This window comes from Agrobacterium sp. CG674 (genome assembly GCF_053521645.1).
The window spans coordinates 67,329-88,348 of the sequence record NZ_JBNWDZ010000007.1; the positions used below are offsets into that span (position 1 = coordinate 67,329).

11 protein-coding genes are annotated in these 21,020 nt (G+C 53.3%); 7 read left to right on the forward strand and 4 right to left on the reverse strand.

Annotated features, from left to right (window positions below):
* The first annotated feature begins 129 nt into the window (after positions 1 to 129).
* Positions 130 to 1,869 (forward strand): type I secretion system permease/ATPase, encoded by a 1,740-nt coding sequence (locus ACQZ51_RS18100; RefSeq protein WP_448779341.1) that lies wholly within the window; start codon positions 130 to 132, stop codon positions 1,867 to 1,869.
* Positions 1,870 to 1,952: 83 nt separating this feature from the next.
* Positions 1,953 to 3,215, forward strand: coding sequence for an HlyD family type I secretion periplasmic adaptor subunit (locus ACQZ51_RS18105; protein WP_448779343.1), 1,263 nt, complete (start codon positions 1,953 to 1,955; stop codon positions 3,213 to 3,215).
* Positions 3,216 to 3,407: 192 nt separating this feature from the next.
* Here ACQZ51_RS18105 and ACQZ51_RS18110 read toward each other — a convergent pair whose 3' ends face one another.
* The 3 genes from ACQZ51_RS18110 to ACQZ51_RS18120 form a co-directional block, all read right to left on the reverse strand.
* Complete coding sequence (locus ACQZ51_RS18110) at positions 3,408 to 4,640, reverse strand: hypothetical protein (RefSeq protein WP_448779345.1); 1,233 nt, start codon at positions 4,638 to 4,640, stop codon at positions 3,408 to 3,410.
* Positions 4,641 to 4,733: 93 nt separating this feature from the next.
* Entirely contained in the window at positions 4,734 to 5,894 is a 1,161-nt protein-coding gene (locus tag ACQZ51_RS18115) for a glycosyltransferase (RefSeq protein WP_448779347.1), read from the reverse strand.
* Between the two features lie 55 nt (positions 5,895 to 5,949).
* Positions 5,950 to 7,140 (reverse strand): glycosyltransferase family 4 protein, encoded by a 1,191-nt coding sequence (locus ACQZ51_RS18120; protein WP_448779348.1) that lies wholly within the window; start codon positions 7,138 to 7,140, stop codon positions 5,950 to 5,952.
* Between the two features lie 353 nt (positions 7,141 to 7,493).
* Between ACQZ51_RS18120 and ACQZ51_RS18125 the strand changes: the two genes are divergently transcribed.
* Both ACQZ51_RS18125 and ACQZ51_RS18130 read left to right on the forward strand, forming a co-directional pair.
* Positions 7,494 to 8,207 (forward strand): serine O-acetyltransferase, encoded by a 714-nt coding sequence (locus ACQZ51_RS18125; RefSeq protein ID WP_448779349.1) that lies wholly within the window; start codon positions 7,494 to 7,496, stop codon positions 8,205 to 8,207.
* An 11-nt stretch (positions 8,208 to 8,218) separates the two neighbouring features.
* Positions 8,219 to 9,667 (forward strand): O-antigen ligase family protein, encoded by a 1,449-nt coding sequence (locus ACQZ51_RS18130; protein WP_448779351.1) that lies wholly within the window; start codon positions 8,219 to 8,221, stop codon positions 9,665 to 9,667.
* Between the two features lie 20 nt (positions 9,668 to 9,687).
* Here the strand turns inward: ACQZ51_RS18130 and ACQZ51_RS18135 are convergent, their stop codons facing one another.
* Complete coding sequence (locus ACQZ51_RS18135; protein WP_448779353.1) at positions 9,688 to 11,997, reverse strand: cadherin domain-containing protein; 2,310 nt, start codon at positions 11,995 to 11,997, stop codon at positions 9,688 to 9,690.
* Between the two features lie 211 nt (positions 11,998 to 12,208).
* Here ACQZ51_RS18135 and ACQZ51_RS18140 point away from each other — a divergent pair, with 211 nt between their 5' ends.
* From ACQZ51_RS18140 to ACQZ51_RS18150, 3 genes are all read left to right on the forward strand, one after another.
* Positions 12,209 to 18,442: a cadherin domain-containing protein gene (locus ACQZ51_RS18140; RefSeq protein ID WP_448779355.1), complete on the forward strand. Its 6,234-nt coding sequence runs from the start codon at positions 12,209 to 12,211 to the stop codon at positions 18,440 to 18,442.
* 151 nt (positions 18,443 to 18,593) lie between these two features.
* Positions 18,594 to 19,928: a lipopolysaccharide biosynthesis protein gene (locus ACQZ51_RS18145; RefSeq protein WP_448779357.1), complete on the forward strand. Its 1,335-nt coding sequence runs from the start codon at positions 18,594 to 18,596 to the stop codon at positions 19,926 to 19,928.
* Positions 19,929 to 20,027: 99 nt separating this feature from the next.
* Positions 20,028 to 20,987 (forward strand): glycosyltransferase family 2 protein, encoded by a 960-nt coding sequence (locus ACQZ51_RS18150; RefSeq protein WP_448779359.1) that lies wholly within the window; start codon positions 20,028 to 20,030, stop codon positions 20,985 to 20,987.
* Positions 20,988 to 21,020: the final 33 nt, after the last annotated feature.

Below are 21,020 nucleotides of genomic sequence, written 5' to 3' on the forward strand. Positions count from 1 at the left end.
CCAGCCCAAGTTGGACATCTTATTAATCCAGCGTCTCATTTTTTTCTGAGACTGTGAATACTTTCTAAACCTTGAACAGCGATATTGTGCTCTTGTATTGGTGTATTATGCCTGTCTGGAGCGTGCGAAATGTCAGTCGGAGATCGGTCCTTACTCACCTCAATCTCCCATTCGAAGGGGATGAAGGGTGGCGTTTTCTGGATGCTGCTGTTTACGACCTTCACAAATCTACTGCTTCTCGTCATGCCGCTTTACATGACGCAGGTATACGATCGTGTATTGCCAAGCAGTAGCGTGGAGACGCTCGTTTTCCTGACTATCATCGCCTGCGGAGGGCTTTTTGTTTTTGGCTGCATTGAATCAGTCAGACAAATCATTGCCCAGAGATTGAGTTCCCTTTACGAATTCTCAGTCATGCCCAAGCTGATCATGGCCGCGTCGGATGGGCATGGCGCTCAAATCCTGTCGGAGACCTCCGGATCGATCAGCAAGGTGGGAGTCGTCAAGCGTTTCATTGCGAGTGGCAGTTTCACCGGTTTGTTCGATCTCCCTTTCGCACCATTATTTTTGGGCCTGATGTTTCTCGCTCATCCTGTCATTGGTTGGGCGACAGTCGGCGGTATCGTTCTGCTGGTTCTTGTGACCTTCGCCAATCAGCGCATTGCAGACAGAGGCTCGCGCAACCTCTCGTTCCTGCAAGGCAAGGCCATGCGCCATGCAGGGGATGCCCTGCGCCAGAGCGAAGAAATCCGAGCTATGGGAATGGGCTTCAACATGGTTCAGCGTTGGAGCAACGCTGCCTTGGCCGCATCGAGGCCGATCGACTCTTTGGCCAAGACAAACGCCAACTTCTATGGTCTGTCCCGATTTGTGAGACAAAGTATCCAGGTACTGGTGCTGGGCGCCGGTGCATGGTTGGTGATCACAGGCAAAATGTCTGCTAGCCTGATCTTCGCAGCGTCGCTGGTTTCTTCTCGTGCGCTCATGCCCGTCGAACAAGTTGTCGGGTCATGGCGCCAGATTAACGAGGCGCTGATGGCGTTTCGGGAAGTCGACCGCTCGTTTACAAAACTCGAAACGACGGAAAATTCGCGGCCCCTCATGACACTGCCTGAGCCAATTGGCCGTCTTGAAATTCGCCAGGCCACATTTTCGTTCAGCCGCGACGCGTCGAGCCCCGCTCTCTTTCAAGATGTAAGTCTTGTTCTTCAACCGGGCCAGATTGCCGCGCTTGTCGGCCCAAGTGGCTCGGGGAAATCCACGTTGGCGAGGATCGCCGCAGCCACGATGCTGCCAACGGCAGGAGAAATACTGCTTGACGGATTTCCACTACGTCATTGGCCAAGTGCCCAGCGCGGCGCAAGTTTTGGCTATATGGGACAAGAAAGCATACTGCATGAGGGAACGGTGGCCGAAAACATTGGTCGCTTTGGGCAGTCTGTGCCCGATGAAGCCATTCTGGAGGCGGCCATGGCGGCAGGGGCCCATAGTTTTATCGCAACATTGCCTGACGGTTATAGTACACGCGTAGGGGCCGGAGGTTTGCGGTTGTCTGGCGGGCAAATCCAACGCATTGCTTTGGCACGCGCATTTTTTGGTAGTCCCAAGGTTCTGGTGCTGGATGAACCGAACAGCCACCTGGATAGCATGGGTGAAACTGTGTTGACCGAGGCGCTGGTAAAGCAGCGCGCTAGAGGTTGCGCGATTTTGATGGTGACCCACCGGAATCGGATTCTCTCCGTGGCGGACCAAGTCTACATGATGGAAAAGGGCAAATTGACGGCTATTGCACCTCGGCCGACACCGGGCAGAGTGGCGGATGTGCATATGGTGCGGGCGAAGGTTTTGCCAGCTAGCGGTGCGCTTTGATGAAGAAGAGTGGTACTGAATTTCGCGGAGCGAACCGCTCGCCGGGCTCCATTGACGCAATAACCTCTATCCGCGGACCTGCAATGGCAGGTCTTGGGGTTATCGCGCTCCTTCTAGGCGGTTTTTCCGCCTGGGCTTTCAGCGCACCTTTGTCGGGGGCTATAATTGCCACCGGGGAGATTGTTACGGACAGCAATGCCCAGATTGTCCGGCATGAGCGAGGCGGTGTCCTGGCGGCGTTGCTCGTCCGTGAGGGTAGCCATGTTCGGGAAGGCGATATTGTGGCGACGTTGCAGCGCGCTCAGGAACAATCCGCGCTTCAGGAACTACGGGCGAGGATTGCAGGCTTGGCTGCACGACAGCAGCGCCTCACCGCTGAGCAGCTTGATCGCAACGATCTCGCCATATCGATAGATACCCTTCCAAAATCTGTAGAGGGTCTCGAAGCAACCCTGATCGATTATCTCATCAATGACCAGATGACCGAATTCCGCGACCGTCGCACACAGCTTTCGGATACGCTTGGGGTTCTTTTGGCGCAGCGACGGGCTTTCGAGGAGCAAATGCTCGGATCTCAGGGTCAACTTGATGCCCTCAACGGCCAGCTTTCAAGTCTTTCCACCGATGTTGAATTGCGGCGCACAGCGATAAAGGAGGGCTTCGGGCGTGAAAGCGGCTTGCGCGAGATGGAGCGGCAGGAGGGTTCGGCTCGCGGCGAAATCGCAAAAATGAACTCAACGCTCGCGGCATTGCGCCACCAGATTAATGAGATAGATCAGCGCATCGGCTCTACACGTTCGCAATTCAAGGAGAAGGTCAGCAATGAACTATCCAAGACGCGTTCGGAATTGATCGAAGCGATTGAAACACTCGCCGGCAAAGCGGAGACCGCTGCCCGTGTCGATATCCGAGCGCCGGTTACCGGTGTCGTGAAGACACTGCATGTGAACACTATAGGCAGCGCCGTAGAGCCTTATCGTCCTCTGCTTGAGATCGTGCCGGAAGGTCGTCCCCTCCTCATCGAGGCGCATATACAGCCGACCGATGTGGACAATGTGTTTCCGCAACAAAAAGCGAAGGTTGTACTGTCTGCTTTCAATCGCCATTTGTTCGATCCCGCCGACGCGCATGTCGAGTTTGTGGCAGCCGACGCGACAAAAGACGAGGCGACGGGGCAGAGCTATTTCGTCGTCCGTCTGGCAGTAGATGCAACGAACGACAAGCCGCTTCCACCAATTGTACCCGGCATGCCAGCGGAGGCTTATCTGGTCACCGGTGACCGGACATTCGCTGAATATATAGCTGAACCCTTCGTGCAAAGCTTCCAACGCGCGTTTCGTCAGTAAACCGCAGCAGGACCATGATGGACTTGCATCGGAAAAGTGGAGCGGTTTTCTTGAGTTAAAAGGAAACCGGAATGCCGAAGCGAAGGCCCTGCGTTTGACACTCTAAGCCCAGCACAGTTCGAGAAAATAGCCGCTTGATCTGAAAATGCCGCCTTACCTTTGCGACGCAAGTCCACCTCAAGCTTTTACTCGTTATCGCGCATTGCTTGCGCCGCCGGAAGCACGTTCTATATCGGAATTGCCGGTGGCACTCATGAATGTGACTGAAGGCGAAAGCTTCTCGGCGACCGATCTGGACAAAGCGCCGATGGCATTCATGTAGATATTGGCCATCGGCATATTCTTGCCGGTTCTCGCCCACCAAAGTGCAAGGGCTGTGAAAACCGCAACATAGACAAGCACAAGTGCTGCAGAAATAGCAGACGCTGGCATTGCGAATGTAGGAATAAGGGCCAACAGAAGATTGGCTAGGAAAAAGTACATGAGAGTGACGCCTCCTGCTTTCGAGATAGCGGCCTTAGCTCGCGCAGGAAGGAGACGATCACCCACTACAGCAAAGAGGAGAAGCAGCGAAGCGGCTAATATTCCATACGCATAATAGCCAAGGTGATGAGAGTTTCGCCACTCCCTGATCACAGCGATCTTTCGGACAACGCCCATTGGTCCGTATGTGATCATTTGGTGGAGAATGACTATCAAAGCCCCGGCAATGATGACAGTTGAAAGCACCAGCCAGGATCGCCTTGCGCTGCTGTTACGTTCCGTCAAGAGCGCCGCCGCTACCGCCATGCCGAACACAAGCAGTACGCTGCTGTGAAGAATACTGGGGCCAAACCCTGATCCAATGCCCATCGTCAAAGAGCCTATATGACCCAGCGGATAGGGCAGCGGGGACAAGCTGCTAAGAAGAAGATGGTGACCCACCCACAAAGTGACCACAAACGCGCCAACACCAATAGCGCCCCATCGGTGGCGGATGAAGAGCAGCGGCAGGGTCAGAACAAGTAGAATCATGTATAGCTTGAAGATATCGTTGTTATGCACCTGGCCGAGAAGAGTGATGCCCCCTACTAGACCCTTCGCGGTCATGGCTCCACTCACAAAGAAGGCAGTCGCGAGGGCGACGAGAGCGAGATAGCACATAATCGCTCTCTGGATTAAGCTGGCCATGGCTCCTTTGAAGGACGTCTTGTATTTACGGTAATACACCAGCTCGATCATCATCCCGAACAAAACAAGTAAGGCAGGCGTTGCCGCTCGTGTGACGGCTTTCATCATCGCGGCTTCGTCCGACGCCGTTTCGTCATAGATCTGGTGATGTATCACGATGTGGGAAATTATCGCGAATGTTACTGCCGAGTAGCGGAAGATATCAAGATAAGCTATCCGCTTGTTGGGCGAAGAAATTCTGGCGGCGTCCTGCATATTCAACACTTTATTATTATTGATAAAAAAAAATTTCTTAGAGAATGAATCTGACAGAAATATTTCAATCGATCGTTTTGCTGCACTTAGACGCTAGGCGACGCCTTGCGGTTCCCAGTCCGCGACTGACCGGATAATGTTGGAGTAAGCCTCTACAGCTTTCTCCATGGAAAAATCCTGCGCGCGCTTTGTTGCACGCAGGCCATAATCTGCTCTCAATGACTGATCGGACAGTTTCCGGATACCATCGGACAGCGCCTCCTCGTTCAGGACAGGCACGAGAAGTCCGTGGGAAGCCTCGGTACAGCTGGTCACCTTTAAAGTGGCGCGGCCGTCGAGAATTTCCGACGGTCCAGAGTCGCAGTCGGTCGAAAGAATGGGCCGCCCAAGACACATTGCTTCCACAAGGGCATTGGGAAAGCCTTCTGCAAGCGAGGAAGAAACATAAGCCTGCGCATTCGCGACAACAGAATAGGGATTCGCAAGATGACCGGCGAATTGTACACGACTGGCCAGACCAAGGTTACGAGCATGTGCCTCGAGGGAGGAACGCTCCGGCCCCTCGCCCAGGATCACAAGGTTGAAGTCGGTGTTGGACCTGGCAAGTGCGCTGATTGTCAGCGCGTGGTTCTTGTTGGGCATAAGCCGACCGACGGACACTAGGTAATTTGATGGAAGAGCAATGGCGGGCTCTTGCGAACCCAGCAACTTTATTCTTTCAATATCCAAGGGATTGAAAGCGGTTACCAGCTTACTGCGGGATATGCCGAAATTGATTGCTAAATCCTCGCTCACTCCATCCGAGACACAGATGATGCGCCGGGAGAGCGGATAGATAAGGCGAATGAGAAACTTATAGATACCCGCAGCGCGTCTCGTCGAGAAATGGCTCGTCGTATTGACGCGCTCACTGATCAATGTGGGGATACCCATTGTCTTGCTGAGAAGGGCGGCAACAAGGTTGGATCGTGTCAGGAACGCAACGACCGCATCCGGTCTTTCCGACTTCAGCACGCGGCGCAAATTTGTCAGGCTAGCCAGCATCGCACCTTTGGAATCCAGACGGTGTCGTTTTATGCTGTCAGGTACGCTGTATTTGTCTTCTACCTCATCCAGCGTTGCAATATGGACATCGACACCGGGGTTAGAGGCTGCAAATTCGCGCGCAATCGTGCACAGAACGCGCTCGGCGCCGCCACCCTCCAAAGAATTAATAACAAACATCAGCTTTGGCGATCTGGCGATAGTCGTCATCTTCTTCTCGATCGAACTGGAATGGCTGGAGACGCGAGGCAGGGGCAGTGAATGGTCACGGGTTGGCAGCTGTCGTTGCATAGATTGCAGGTGGCGGCTCCATACTCAACAGATCAGCATAAAGGGCAGCTGTCCGGCTCGCGATAAATTCCCAGCTGTAGTTGTCAAGTATACGTTTGTCAGCCTCGTATATTTTGGGGTCGTCACTCAAGCGGGCCGTCATCGCGTCCATATCCCCTGGGAGAAAATAGGCGTGCTCTGCCAACCCCAATTCGCGATTTCCAGGTATATCGCTCAACGCAATAGGCGCACCGCAGGCAATGGCTTCCAGTGCGACAAAGGGAAGACCCTCATGATAAGAAGGAAGAACGAACAGCGATGCAGATTTGAAGAGCGCCAGCACCTTTGAGCGCGGCTGCCGTCCGGTAAAAATAATGTCCTCGCTGGCGTGAGACAGCAGTTCCAAAGCAAACTTGTCCTGATGATCAGCGTCACCAGCTATGACCAGTTTCCTCGCGTGGTTCTGACCTCGCCCGTTGGCCCAGGCTTTGACCAGATCCTGAAAGCCTTTCTCCGGTACGAGTCTCGCAACGCCGAGCACGTATTCGCCAGGAACCAGGCCGAATTCATGGAGAATACTTTCATCAACGGTCACATCACCACCGATGGAAACGCCGTTGGGAACGTAAGATATCCGCTGATCCTTTATTCCGTACTCGGATTTCAGCCGATCCTTTATGTTGTGCGTGATGACGATAAGCCTTGAAGCGAATCGTACGGCCATCGCCTCGCCCTTCATCAACATTGTCTTGGCAAACCAGTTCCACTTTGCCCTGCGGTAATCCTCACCATGGTGTGTGACCACCACCTTCATACCTAGAAGTCGGGCAAGCGGAGCCATCAATGCGGGGCCTATGGCGTGGATGTGCACAGCATTTGCCTTGTGGCGGAATTTCGCATGGATGATCGCCAAAGCGGTATGCACGATCGTTTCCAGATATTTGTTGGCCGGGGAGTAGATCGGAACGACCTCTACACCTTTATAAATCATAGGTGCGCTGACGTAACCACGCCGTGCCAGAATCTTAACTCGGAGTTTATCTCCTAGAATTTGCTTGAGACGTGGGTAGAGCTCTTCGCAGTGCGTTTCAACACCGCCCATGACATTTGGAATGCCACGCAAGCCTACCACGCATACGCACATCGGCTGATGAACTGATATACTGGAATTTTCGGGTCGGTTCATTCAGAGCCATTCCTGCGGTAAGGTGGCTGCGATGCAGAACGCACGGGCAAATCCGACCGTTGATCGCGTGTTATTATCTACGCACTGGCCGAATTACGCTCCTGCCGAACCCGCAGACCAGGATTGAGATGGGAGTGGTTATATTCGGATTTAATAATTGCGTCGATTGGAATCTTTTTATATCGTTAAAGCTGATAAGTTGTGCCTGCGATTTCGTCAAGCATTCAGGAAGCTTAATAGAAATATAAACTAAACGGATATGAAATCACTACGCTGGCGCTTTGATTTCTGGGGGCAAAGCCCTATGGAATTTGATTTGTTTGCTAATGCTATAGAGAGACCGGAGAACAAGAATGTCCGATATGCAGATTACCACAGCTACCGGTTCCGAGAATAGCTCTTCCATACCTATGGACGAACCGGAAAAGGTCTGGGGTAAAGCACATACTGAAGGATGTGCAAGATCCTTTACGCAGCTGAAAAATCTGCTGGCTGCCGATCTTACACGTTATTCTGGTCGCGCCGATACAAAGTCATTCCTTAAACATTTTATTGCGACACCAGGTTTCAAATATACAGTATGGATGCGCCTTTGTGGATATTTGAAGGTAAACCCAGTGACACGTCATTGGCTTTACTATTTTGTAAAGTATATGCTTTTGCGTTGCCGTTATAAATTCGGGATTGCGATTCCGGAATATACAGTCATCGGACCGGGCTTATTTATTAACCGATTTGGCGGCATCTACGTTCACGGCGATTCAGTAATCGGTTCGAACGTGAATTTTACGCATGGCGTTGTCTTGGGATATATGAACAGAGGCGAGCGCCAAGGCGCGCCGATCGTGGGAGATGAGAGCTTCCTCGGATCTGGGGCTAAGGTTATTGGACACATCCGTCTGGGCAAACGTAGCGCGGTCGGTGCCAATGCTGTTGTCACCAAGGATTTTCCGGATGACTCGGTAGTCGGCGGCATACCCGCCAAACTTCTTTCTTCTCAAGGTAGCGAAGGCTATATTAATAACAAGGCCGGACCAGTAGCTGATTACCCTCCCCGTTTCCGGTGATAATATTCTGATTGCCAGACAGGCAAACCTTACTCATTGCTAGTGCCGATGATTTATGGCGAGAAAGTAGAGCTATGGAAGTCGGCGTTATGCGTGTGCTGCCCCCCCACGTTGCATTGCTTGGGCTCTGCGTGGCATTGGTTTGCTTCTTTTTAATCATTCGGACGGAGCGAAGCGTGATGCTTCGTTTTCTCGCACTCGCCCTGTGGGCTCGATTCATTTCCGCAGAATTCCCGATCTACACCTTTCGCTCGGTTGGCGGCGCTTCCATAATATCCCTGGTTTCGCTAGCCACCATCGGCATTGGAATTTTGCTGGTCGGTTTCCGGGCCTTTCGGTCGCCGATGGCAATCCCCTGTTACGCGTTGATTTTCGCAAATCTAAGCAGCGGCATTCTCAACGGGTTCATGGGAGGAGCAATAGATGGCTCGATCAAAGCCGTTTACTTCCTTGTCATCGCCACGGCAGCAATGAGAGCATATCTGGAGGTGGGAACCTATCGCGTCGCACGCGTTCTGATGCTGGCACTTGCAGTGCCAGTCGCTTTCCAGTTTATTGGATTCGTGTTCGGTGTTGCCAAGGCCAATGAAACTGATGGTTCGGCCAGCGTCATTGGCGGCTTCAATCACGAATCCGGCTTCTCAATGGTTTCACTGACATTCATTCTCGTGGCGGGAATCTTCGCAGCCAACTGGAAAGCGCGTGGACTGGGTCTTCTCGCTATCGGCGTTGCATCAATCGTGCTGGCGAACTATCGCACAGCCTTGATCGCAGCTTTACCAATCGTTGCGGCAATTGTTCTTGTCACCACTTCACGCGGAATCCGAAACGAGCAGAAGATCTTACTGTCAGTCATCATGCTGCCGATGATCGTTCTTGTGATACTTGCAGGCATCCATTTCCAGGACCGCTTCGTGGATTTGTTTGCGTCAGCAGGAGAGTTCGACCGCCTTTTCGTCATTCCCGATCATTATACAACTGACGCAAGGCGCCTGATGAGTGGTCGCCCCTATATCTGGAGTCAATATCTCAGCGCGTATTTGCAGGGAAGCAATATGCAATTGCTGTTTGGCTTCGGGCCTTCATCCTGGGAGGGGAGCTTCAAGGTATATGCACATAATACCCTGGTATCGGCGCTTTACGACACAGGGATTTTCGGTTTCCTTGCATCGCTGTCCTTCTTGTCGCTGTTTCTCGTGATGTCCATAAGAAGTCTTCAGGGTAGACACAGCATTCTCATACTGCTGGCATATGTGGGGTTTTTCGTTCTCAACATGTCCACCATGCCCATATGGAGCATCGAAGGGCTTATTTTCTATTCATTACTCGTCGGACTTTCCTTCAGTGAAGCCGTCCGTGTTCCTGCACAGAAAAGACCCTCTGTTCCCATCGGCCCACGCCTACCCGGATTTCGGGACGATTTCGTATCCCAGGAGAATGTTCTGCGGCGCGATGCTTGATCGCGCCGAGACAGTATAAATCAGGCGATAAAATCGCTAGCGGATAGAGAAGCGACGTTCTTCAGGAGAATGCTGTCTCCAGAATTGAACTGAACAAGCGCTCCAGCGGCTCCATAGCTGATGGAAAGATCGCTGTAGTGGAGGCCCGTTCCCGAGATATCGATATGGTCGTTATTGCCGTTTGCCTGACCGAAGTCATAAATTGTGTCATGGCCAAAGCCCTTGCCTGAATAGACAAAGGTATCATCGCCACGTCCCCCGAACAGATGATCGTCTCCAGCACCACCGGTAATCGTATCATTGCCTCCGGCAGCCAGCGGCGATCCATCCTTCATGTCGCCGTAGAGCCAGTCATTGCCCGCTCCGCCATCGATCACATCACTCCCACCTGCCCCGATGATAATATCGTGGCCTGCGGCGCCAGCAAAACTGTTGTTCTGGACATTTCCGATTGCAACGTCATCTCCGGCACCAAGATCAATCGGGCGAGTAATCCGGTCTATGACCGTATTGGAGAAATCAAGATAATCCGCATCGGCAGAGCCCATGATACGAATACCAGCCTTACCGCCGCCGGAGATAACCTCAATACCTGTGAAGGAATGCAGGCCGATAGTGGCGTTGTTCTTGTCCGCGAGAATGGTGTCGCGCCCTGCACCGCCGTCGATAGTATCGAACCCGTTGCTCTGTAGGCTAAACGTGATTGTGTCGTCACCGCCGCCCGTGTTGATGATGTCGTCACCGCGCCCGCCTTGAACACGGTCAGCGCCATCCGATGTCACGATCAAATCATTGCCATCACCACCATCGATCGTCCAATTGTCCGCCGAAGTGAAAATCATACGGTCGTTGGCACCGGTACCGATCACGCTCTGGTTCTCGACGACGTTCGTCAACTCCAGCACAAAGGAGGCAGTTGTCGATGCACCATGAGCATTGGATGCAACGACAGACACCGAGAAAGAGTGTGCCTTTTCGTAATCGAGACCAGCCGAATTCGCCACGAATATTTCGCCGGTAAGGGAATTGATTCTGAACATGCCGCCAGCGTCATCAGAAAGCTTGAAAGAGCTTGCCCCGTCGGAAGTGACCTTGGCAACTGATGTGCCAGCCGCAGTGTTTTCGAGGATAGCATTCTTTGCGGCATGAAGTTCCGCTGGCTTGGCCAGCATTTGCTCCACGCTTCCGATCAGCGATGCGGTCTTGCCCATGATGACCGGATTTGTCAGCTTCGAGTTGCCGGTTGTCGACTGGTTGCTCTCGACGCCGCCGATGACAAGTGACGCACCGTTTTCAGCAAGATCGAACAGAAAACCGAGACCGTCATCATCCAGGAATTGAGAGTTTGTGATATCTGCATGCGCACCGGCAGCAAGCCAAACATTGGCGGGTTTGGTGCTGCTACCGCCGTGATAAGTGGGGTTCAACCCGACAATGCCGTCGGCCACTGTGTCTGTTGCCCAGATACGGAAGTTTCTGCTGTTACCGTCGGCAACGGCACCGATCAATTGCGTTGACGTCGATTTGATATCGTAGCCTGCGTCGGTATTGTTGTACGCCCGTGTATTTTCAAAGACGACGTTATAGACTCCGCGCTCTGTGGCAAAGCCATCGCCATTATAGTAGCTGCTCGTTGTGTCGGTGATGTTGCCAATCTCGGTGTTGCGCACAACGATGTCATGTGCAGTTCCATCGATGTGGACGCCGATTGCGAAACTTGCTCCGTCGATATGCTGGCTGTCACCTTTGACATTGTCGATCACGACATTCTGGCTGTCATACTGCAGACGCACAACACCCTTGGCGAAGCCATCAACCTCGACATTGCGAATGGTAAGCCCGTCCACGGACGCAGCGACATTCTTGCCTGTGGCCAGGTTTTCAACATATCTGCTCACATTCTCTGCAGAAGAGTCCTGGATCGTAATGTTTTCCAGATTTCCGCCCAGGCGGAATGCGGTTGCTACATTTTTGAAGTTAACATTGTCGAAGACGAGGTTGTTGGAACCTTCGTTGAGCCGAAATATCTCGATGCCCTGTTGGGCAGTCGGAGAATAGACTTCAGCCCGATTGCTGACGAAAGTCGCGTCCATTTCCTGACCGGTCGATGACATCCCGACAATGGTTATGGGCTTACCCTCGTCACCACCGCTGTAAATATTGATCGATTTCGCAATGTTATAGTCACCCTGGTCAGCGATCAGCACAACCCGGTCGCCGCCGGATGCCTGCGTCACCACAGTATTTATGCTGTTGATCGATGCCGCGTTCTCAATGCTGCTTCCGCTTTTGTCGCCGCAACCTGTCGGAGAAATATAGAAATCGGTCATTGGGGCTTCCTTTTGGATCTGGGACAAATATCCCATGAACATCCAAATGAATTGCTCCCAATATATTTCGAATTTTACCATGTCTCTAAAAAACACGGGGTACGGTGCAATGACAGTCAAGGTTTACTTGCGTTATTTGCTTAACGAATTATTAATGGAATGCTCATTCACCGCAGTGCAAGATAAACCGGATCGTCGAGGATTTCTGACCATGGCTTCATTTTATGTTTCCCCGACTGGAGCGGGACTTATGGATGGGTCAAGCATCGAAAACGCGGGCAGCCTTTATGATATCCCTGCATTTGTAGCAGCCGCAGGCCCAGGCGGCGAGGTGCGCATGATTGCGGACCAGGGCGACTACAAGATCGACTCGACCCCGATTGTGATCACAAACGGCGGCGAGGACGGACAACCCGTCTGGATTCACGGCGTTGACAGCAACGGCAACGCGATTGAAGCCAACATAGTCGGCACACGGTCCGACCCTTACGATCCCGCTGGCTTTGCAGGCGAACAAGGCTTTCGCCTGATCGCTGGCGCCGATAACCTAACATTTTCCGACCTGGGCTTTACCAATATCGGCTATGGCGCGATCCGCGTTGGCGACGATATCAAGAACCTGACAATCGAACATATCACCGCGACCAATGTGCAGCGGTTCTTCGAAAACAATGCTTCCGGCGACGCAACATCTGCGACGATTTCAGGACTGACCATCCGCGATGTCGATATTAATGGATTCTCTAAAGCCGCTATCAAGCTTCAATACGACACGCATGACGTGGTGATTGAGGACGTAAAGGCCGACAGCCAATTCCAGGACGGCGACAACTTCGCGGTCGGCGTTCACATTGATGGAACCGCGCATGATATCATTGTCCGTCGCGTCGAAGTTTCAAACACGCTTGATACCATCAACACCTATTGGAATGGAGACGGGTTCGCGACGGAACGGGGCGTCTACAACGTTCATTTCATTGATACCGTTTCGGCAAACAATTCGGATGGCGGATATGATATCAAGTCGCAATCCACCACGCTGACCAGAACGATATCGGAAGGCAATGGCCGCAATTACCGCCTCTGGGCAACTGATACCGTGCTGGAGGATGTGGTCAGTCTCGACCCTAACCTTCAGGGCGGAGCAAGCAACCAGAACCATTTCTGGCTGGCCAAGGGCGCAAAGGCGACGATTAACAGCGCCCATATTTCAGATACCGATCCGGCGACCATTGTTTTCAACCTGACTGAAAAAAACGCGGCCTTGACGGTAACGGACCTGACTTCTTCGGTCAGTTCAACCAGTTCATGGCTGCGAAAAGGGTCCGGTTCGGTCCTGACCGTAAACGGCCAGGACAGTGGCATCAATGCTGCGACACTGTCTGACCCCTATATCTATTCAGGTTCTACGAAAGACGTTTACCTCTACAGCAACGCCGGTAATGCGATCCTGGTCGGCGGCCATGGGGAAGACGTCCTGCGCGGCTCCGATGGCAATGACCTTCTTGAGGGAGGGCAAGGCGACGACCTTCTGATCGGTGGGGCCGGAAACGATGTTCTGGATGGTGGGGCCGGCGCAGATGTGCTGATCGGAGGCAAGGGTTTCGATCTGGCAAGCTACGCTTCGGCCACATCCGGCGTTACGGTTGATCTGGCCGGTGGAGCCCCTGGCGGTGCCGCGGCGGGCGACTTTCTCGTCGATATAGAGGGGCTTGTCGGCTCCAGTTACGATGACCAACTTTTTGGATCGGACAACACCAATTATTTGATCGGTGGTGCGGGCAATGACGTTCTCGAAGGCCGTGGTGGTGATGACACCCTGAGCGGTGGCGAGGGTGCAGATGTTCTGAACGGCGGCGAAGGAATCGACACCGCAGATTATACGGGGAGTGCGACTCCGGTCACCGTGAACCTTGGACAAGGAACCGGCAGCGGCGGCGATGCGGAAGGCGATCTGCTGACCGGCATAGAAATCGTCATCGGCTCTGGTGGCAATGATACGCTCATTGGCGGCAACGCCAACGAAACCTTTATTGGCGGCGCAGGCGCAGATTCCATCGAGGGCGGAGGTGGCGTGGATTATGCCGACTACACCTCCAGCCAGTCTGCCGTAACTGTAAATCTGGAAACCAATGTCAATCTTGGTGGAGACGCCGAGGGGGACATTCTGGCGGGTATCGAAAATCTTCGCGGTTCGAACTTTGCTGACAATTTGACAGGTGACGACAGCGCCAACCGTCTGGACGGTGGATTGGGCGGGGACATTTTAGACGGCGGCAACGGTGACGACGTCATTGTCGGCGGAGAAGGCGCAGATAGCCTGAATGGCGGCGAAGGCCTTGATACCTCCGACTATTCGTCAAGCAACGCGGCGGTCGTCATCAATCTCGCGCTTGGAACAGGTCTGGGGGGCGACGCACAGGGTGACGTGCTTTCGCAGATAGAGCGCGTCATCGGCACTGCACTGGATGATGTCCTGATCGGTGATGCTGCCGACAATGCCCTGGAAGGCGGACGCGGCAACGATCTGCTGTCGGGGGGTATTGGCGCAGATACTCTCATAGGCGGTGAAGGCATTGATACGGCAGACTATTCGACGGCAGAGTCTGGCATTGCAATCGATGGCATGCTTGGAGCAGGCACAGCGGGAGAGGCTGCTGGCGACACATTGCAGGGCATCGAAATTGTTTCCGGATCAAATTATGATGACACGATCCGGCTTGGCGGCAGCATTATCGAAGCTCGTGGCGGCGCAGGCAACGATTCGTTGATTGGTAGTAGCGGCGATGAAACTTTCAGCGGTGGAGCAGGTGCTGACGTTCTTGAAGGAGCAGAAGGCCTCGACACAGCCTCCTACGCGGACAGCGCTTCGGGCGTCACGGTCAACCTGCTCCTGGGTGTAGGTTCCGGTGGCGATGCCGAAGGCGATACGTTAAGCGGCATCGAGCGGGTTATTGGTTCGGCGTTTTCAGATAACCTGACCGGTGATGACGAAGCCAACATATTTGTCGGCAGCGCAGGGGCGGACACTCTTGATGGCGGCAATCAGATTGATACCGTGGATTACAGCGCCAGTGCGGCCGCTATAACGGTGGACCTTGCTCTCGGCACAGGTCTCGGAGGGGATGCAGAGGGCGATCAACTCATCAGCATCGAGAAAATTATCGGCACGCGTTATGACGATAGCCTGACTGGCGATGATGGCGACAACATCTTCGCAGGAGGCGCCGGCGCTGACAGGCTGGATGGCGGGGCCGGAAATGACACCGCAGACTATCGCAGCAGCAGTCTGGCCATTACCGTCAATCTGGCAAGCGGCGTCGCGACAGGCGGCGATGCAACGGGCGACGTGTTCATTTCGATAGACAATGTGATTGGCACCGCGTTCAACGATGTCATTACCGGCAACGGTGCGGATAACCGGCTGGAGGGCGGGGATGGCAACGACACGCTCGATGGCGGCGCAGGCGCGGACCTGCTGATCGGTGGTCTGGGGAATGATACTTATATTATCGATTCCTACGAAGATGTCGTTGCAGAGCAAATCGGCGGTGGAACTGACCTCATCTCAACCTCGCTCGAGAGCTATACGCTCGGTGCGAATGTGGAAGGCATTTCCTATACCGGCACACAAGCCTTTGTCGGGTACGGGAATAGCGACAAGAATACGTTTTCCGGCGGCAGCGGCTCGGAAACTTTCTACGGTTACGACGGGGCTGACAAGTTCAACGGTTCTTTGGGAGCTGACACCTATTACGGTGGCGAAGGTAACGATTACGTCGATTACTCTAAGGCCGCGACAGCAATCACGGTTAACCTGACCACGAACATCAATCTCGGCGATACGGCCGCAGGAGATCTGCTCTACAGCATTGAAAACATGGGTGCCAGCAACTACGCCGACATGCTGACTGGCAACGAGTTTGCGAATACCATTTATGGACGGGGTGGAGCGGATACCATTTATGGCATGGATGGCAACGATGTGCTGGACGGTGGCGCCGGCGCAGATACGCTGGTCGGCGGAACTGGCGATGATACATATATCATCGATGATGCAGGCGATGTCGTGAATGAGTTGGCGGATGAAGGCACCGACTCGATCAAGACAAACCTTGATAACTACAGCCTGACAAGCAATGTCGAAAACCTTACCCATACCAGCACCAGAACCTTTACTGGCACCGGTAATAGTCTCGATAATATCATAACCGGCGGCGCAGCCGCTGACCACCTGATGGGTATGGATGGTAATGACCGCCTGATCGGTGGTGGTGGGGCCGACATTCTTGATGGCGGACAGGGAATCGACACCGTCGATTATTCTGACAGTCTGTACGGGATTTCCGTCAATCTGGCTGGCGGCAAGGGCGTCGGCGGCGATGCGCAAGGCGATGAATTGATTGCCATCGAGAATATCGTTGGCACCAGATATGCGGACAGAATCATCGGAAACGCTTCCGATAATGCTGTGTACGGTGGCGGTGGAGACGACGTTATCACTGGCGGCGGCGGCAATGACTTTGCTGACGGTGGAAGCGGCAACGATACCTTCGTTCTGGGCGGAGCCTTTTCAGATTACGGCTTTGCCATTGTCGATGGGCAATTGCAGATCAATGACATGCGGCAGGATTCGCCTGACGGAGCCGACATCATCGTAGGATTCGAAACGGTCCGCTTCGCTGATGGTGATCTTACCGTGGCAAATGTGGTGGGCGGATTGGAACTGCCCCCGACCGATGTTCAGCTGTTTCCCACAGTCATCGCGGAGAACAGCGTCAACGGCACACTCGTCGGCACTGCACTTGGACAAGATCCAAATCCAAACGATATCCTCACCTATAGCCTGAGCGACGATGCTGGTGGACGCTTTTCAATCGATCCGACGACTGGTGCCTTGACGGTCAAGGACAGCACGCTTCTCGATTACGAGACCTCGCCGAGCCACGCGATCATCATCAGAGCGACAGACCCGGCGGGCCAATTTGTGGAGCGCACCATTACCGTTGAGGTCAGCAACATCAACGAGGCCCCAAGCTCGGCTTCCCTCGTTAGCGGCCATGTGGCGGAAAATTCCGAAATTGGAACCGTGGCCGGTGTCATTGTTGCCGCGGACCCGGATGCCGGTGATACCTTGTCGTACACCATGGTTGACGATGCTGGCGGACGCTTCGCGATAGACGCGGCAACGGGCCTCATCACTGTGGCGGGAGTTGATCGACTAAATTATGAAACATCAGCGTCCCACGACATTGTTGTCAGGATAACCGATACCGCCGGTAGCTTCATCGACAAGGCCTTCTCGATAGGCGTCGATGACGTTGTCGAGGCTCCAAGTGCAGTTGGTTTCATTGGAGGTAGTGTCGCAGAAAACTCAGCTGCGGGTACCGTGGTAGCCACACTCTCCGGCTATGGCGCGACCGGCTATGAAATGATTGACCCTAGCGGGCGGTTCACTCTTAATAGCGCAACCGGCGTCATCAGCGTGGCAGCAGGCGCAGTGCTGGATTTCGAGGCCCAGCAAAGCTACACGCTCTCAGTTGTGGCATCGAACGATCAGGGGCGCTCCGCACCGTTAGAGCTGGTCGTCAACCTAAGCAACGTTGTCGAAAACCAGAATCTTGTCGGCAGTGCTTTCAATGACGTTATCCAGGTGCCCTCCTCCGATCACTGGACGATTGATGGCGGCGACGGGGACGATACGATCACCACGCTTGGAGGAAATGACAAGATCAGTGGTGGCAGAGGTCAGGACATCATCAACACGGGGGGTGGCGACGACTTTATCTACTACACGTTCCAGAACAATGGTTTCGACCGCGTAGACGGAGGCGAGGGTTTCGACACGATCATGACCAATATGAACAATGCCACGATCGGCCTCACCTCTATTTCCAACATCGAGCGGATTTCGAGCGGCGGCAAAGCTGGCATACAGATCAAGGGGTCGGCCGATGCAGATTACCTTGACTTCTCATCGGTCTCTTTCGATAGGATCACACGCGCGATCGATGCTGGCGCTGGCAACGATACGGTGATTGGAAATGGTCAAGACAACGGAATCATCGGTGGCGATGGGAATGACATCATTGCTGGCAAGGTGGGGCTTGATACACTCACCGGCGGTAAGGGAGCCGACATCTTTGTATACAACTCCGTTGCTGACAGCAGCGCAGCAACAGGCATCGATCTGATTACCGACTTTGAGAAAGGTCTGGACAAGATAGATCTCCGGGACATCAACACAACGTTGCAGCAGGCGGGGGAAAGCCTGACATTTATAAACAACGCAGCATTTTCCGGCCATCTGGGAGAGGTGATGGTCCAAGCCAAATCAAGTTATTTCGAAGTCAGTGCCGATGTAAACGGCGACAGAACTGCGGATCTGATAATCAATGTGACATCGCTTAACGCACCCGGCCACGATGACTTCCTGTTCTCGTAAATCGTGGGGTTACCAAAGTTCTTCATGCCTTAACAACGTGAGGAGTATAAGTTTGAAGCACAACTTCTACTCCTCACGATGATTTCACCCGAAATCTGCAAAAAATTGCTGCCATACCTCACCCAAACATCACCGATTTTCCGGAAATCCCATGTCACGAACATTGTTTAGTGCCGTCAAAAGGCGGTTGAGCGGCTTGCTGGGCAATGACGCCCACGGAATGCAAAAAGGATTTATTGTACTTTTGTTGGGTGCGACATCTGCCAAGCTCATCACTATCCTTGTGATGCCAATTCTGACGCGCATGTACACGCCAGAAGATTTCGGTCTTTACGCAATCTTCAACACTGTCGTAAACTTTCTTTATCCCTTTGTGACCCTGAGATACGTTTTGGCCATCCCGCTGCCCAGGCGCGAAAGATCAGCATTTCTGCTTCTCGTGCTTTGTCTCGCAATGACGCTGCTATCTGCGCCAATCATTTCTGTGGGACTGCTGATTTTTGGTGAACATCTGGGGAATGCGCTAGGGGCGCCGCAGATCGGCACATACTGGTGGATTCTGGTACTCGGAACCACTGGAGCGGGTCTTTATGAGGTCGCCCTTCAGTGGGCCATCCGCGGTCGCAGGTTCAAGAATATCGCAGGCTCTCAGTTCAATCAAAGCATCTCGGGCGCAGTCATCAAGATAGCATTGGGTTGGTGGCACCCTGCTGCATTGAACTTGCTTATCGGCGGCGTGGCAGAACGTACCATGGGAATTCTGTCCTTGCTGCGCGGAATGACCAAGATGGATATCCCGTCTTTGTTTACCCGTGCGAGCCTCGGCCGTTTGTTCTTCTTTTTCCGTTATTTCCGGGAGATGCCAACATTTCGCTTGCCTGCCCAAATTCTGGCGGGGCTCGCGACGCAAATCCCAATTTTGATGATCGCCTTTGCGTATGGCTCGGAAACAGTTGGACAGCTAAGCCTTGCATTCTCGATTCTTTTTGCGACCGTAAATCTCATAGGACAGACAACAAGCAAGGCCTTTATCGGTATCCTTTCCAAAATCGGGAGGCACCGTCCAAAGGAAATTCTCTCGCTGTTGATCAGTACCTGCAAGAAATCCGCAATCATATCTGCCGGTCCCGTTCTTGTGCTTCTTATTGGCGGCAGGCCGCTTTTCGAGTTTGCTTTCGGAGAACAGTGGTCTCAGGCCGGCACCTTCGCTCAATATCTGGCACCACTCCTTTTTGCGCAGTTGCTCGTATCTCCTACCGCCTCCGTCATTTCAGTGCTCAACAAAAACAAATATAACCTGCGTATAAGCTTCGAGCGCTGCTGTCTCTCAGTCATCCCATTTGTCTTTGCCCTTTACTATGCTATGGACGCAAAATACGTCATTGCGTTTTATAGTCTTCTCCTTGTTGTCCATTACGGTACAATCTTGTTGACGACGGTGACAATCTTGAAGAAGGAGATTACACGCCATGCGCTTGAGGGTTGATACGAAAGTGAGACGCGAATCTTCCGAGGTTTCCGGCGTTGCTATATTGCAGGGCGTGTGTGTTTGCGGTTTTTTTAACTGCGGCAAAGGATTTTCAGCTTGAGGGATATCGCAGTCGTCATTCCGCTATTCAACAAGGGGCCTCATATCGCGGAAACCTTGGAGAGCGTGCTGCAACAGACACTCGCCCCTAGGGAAATCATCGTGATCGACGATGGATCTTCAGATGAAGGGCCTTCGATTGTCGAAAGCTTCGTAGCGCGGGATAATCGTATCCGGCTGCTGCATCGTTCACCTCCCGGGCCAGGCGGATATGCAGCGCGCAACTTCGGGATCGAGGCATCAACCGCCGACTGGATCGCTTTTCTTGATGCGGACGACGTATGGCATAACGATCATTTGCAAAGTCTCTCGGCTGCCATTGTGGCGGCGGGGCCAGATGTTGGCTGTGGCTTTTCAGGGGTCAAGATAGTAGAGGGCGGCAAGCAGCGCAGCTATGCCGGTACTCTTGCGCCGATTCCTGTGGGGAAGGCACTCGCACTCCATGACATATTGCGGCCTTGGCTCCAGACGGGTCTCTGCCCCATATGGACGGGCGCATCGGCATTCCGCCGCTCTGTGCTGATCGAGGCTGGCTTATTTCCTGCAGGCAAGGCACGACGCGGCGGTGACAAGGATATGTGGTTGCGGGCGACCGCGCGCACGCGCACTGCATTTAGCGGCAAGGAAACTGCAGAGTTCCGTCAGGATACGGTAAACCGCGTCACGCGTACGACACGGCATGGGGCTGTGCCTATCGTTGTTACGAGTGCACTCGAACTGATCAAGGATGCTCAGGACCCTTCGCTTAAGCTGCTAAAGCAGCTTATAAATCTTGAACTTATGCAGTATGCGCGTTACTCGGCAGGTGCCAAGTCGCACGTCAATCCGCTATTTTTCAAGGCTTATAGGTACGACGGTGGATTGAAGCCCCTATTCAAAATGCTGACATTTGCGACTATAGGGGCGACGCGCGAAGTGATGTCGCGGATTGTCAACAGAACAAATGCCCGTCCCTAATCTGAAATCGACAAGCTCATATCTTGTTGGCAC

Bases quoted from the DNA above. Each gene is read 5' to 3' on its own strand.
- ACQZ51_RS18115 (WP_448779347.1), bottom strand. From the start codon at position 5,894: ATGACGACTATCGCCAGATCGCCAAAGCTGATGTTTGTTATTAATTCT.
- ACQZ51_RS18120 (WP_448779348.1), bottom strand. From the start codon at position 7,140: ATGAACCGACCCGAAAATTCCAGTATATCAGTTCATCAGCCGATGTGC.
- ACQZ51_RS18140 (WP_448779355.1), top strand. From the start codon at position 12,209: ATGGCTTCATTTTATGTTTCCCCGACTGGAGCGGGACTTATGGATGGG.
- ACQZ51_RS18125 (WP_448779349.1), top strand. From the start codon at position 7,494: ATGTCCGATATGCAGATTACCACAGCTACCGGTTCCGAGAATAGCTCT.
- ACQZ51_RS18105 (WP_448779343.1), top strand. From the start codon at position 1,953: ATGGCAGGTCTTGGGGTTATCGCGCTCCTTCTAGGCGGTTTTTCCGCC.
- ACQZ51_RS18135 (WP_448779353.1), bottom strand. From the start codon at position 11,997: ATGACCGATTTCTATATTTCTCCGACAGGTTGCGGCGACAAAAGCGGA.
- ACQZ51_RS18145 (WP_448779357.1), top strand. From the start codon at position 18,594: ATGTCACGAACATTGTTTAGTGCCGTCAAAAGGCGGTTGAGCGGCTTG.
- ACQZ51_RS18100 (WP_448779341.1), top strand. From the start codon at position 130: ATGTCAGTCGGAGATCGGTCCTTACTCACCTCAATCTCCCATTCGAAG.
- ACQZ51_RS18110 (WP_448779345.1), bottom strand. From the start codon at position 4,640: ATGCAGGACGCCGCCAGAATTTCTTCGCCCAACAAGCGGATAGCTTAT.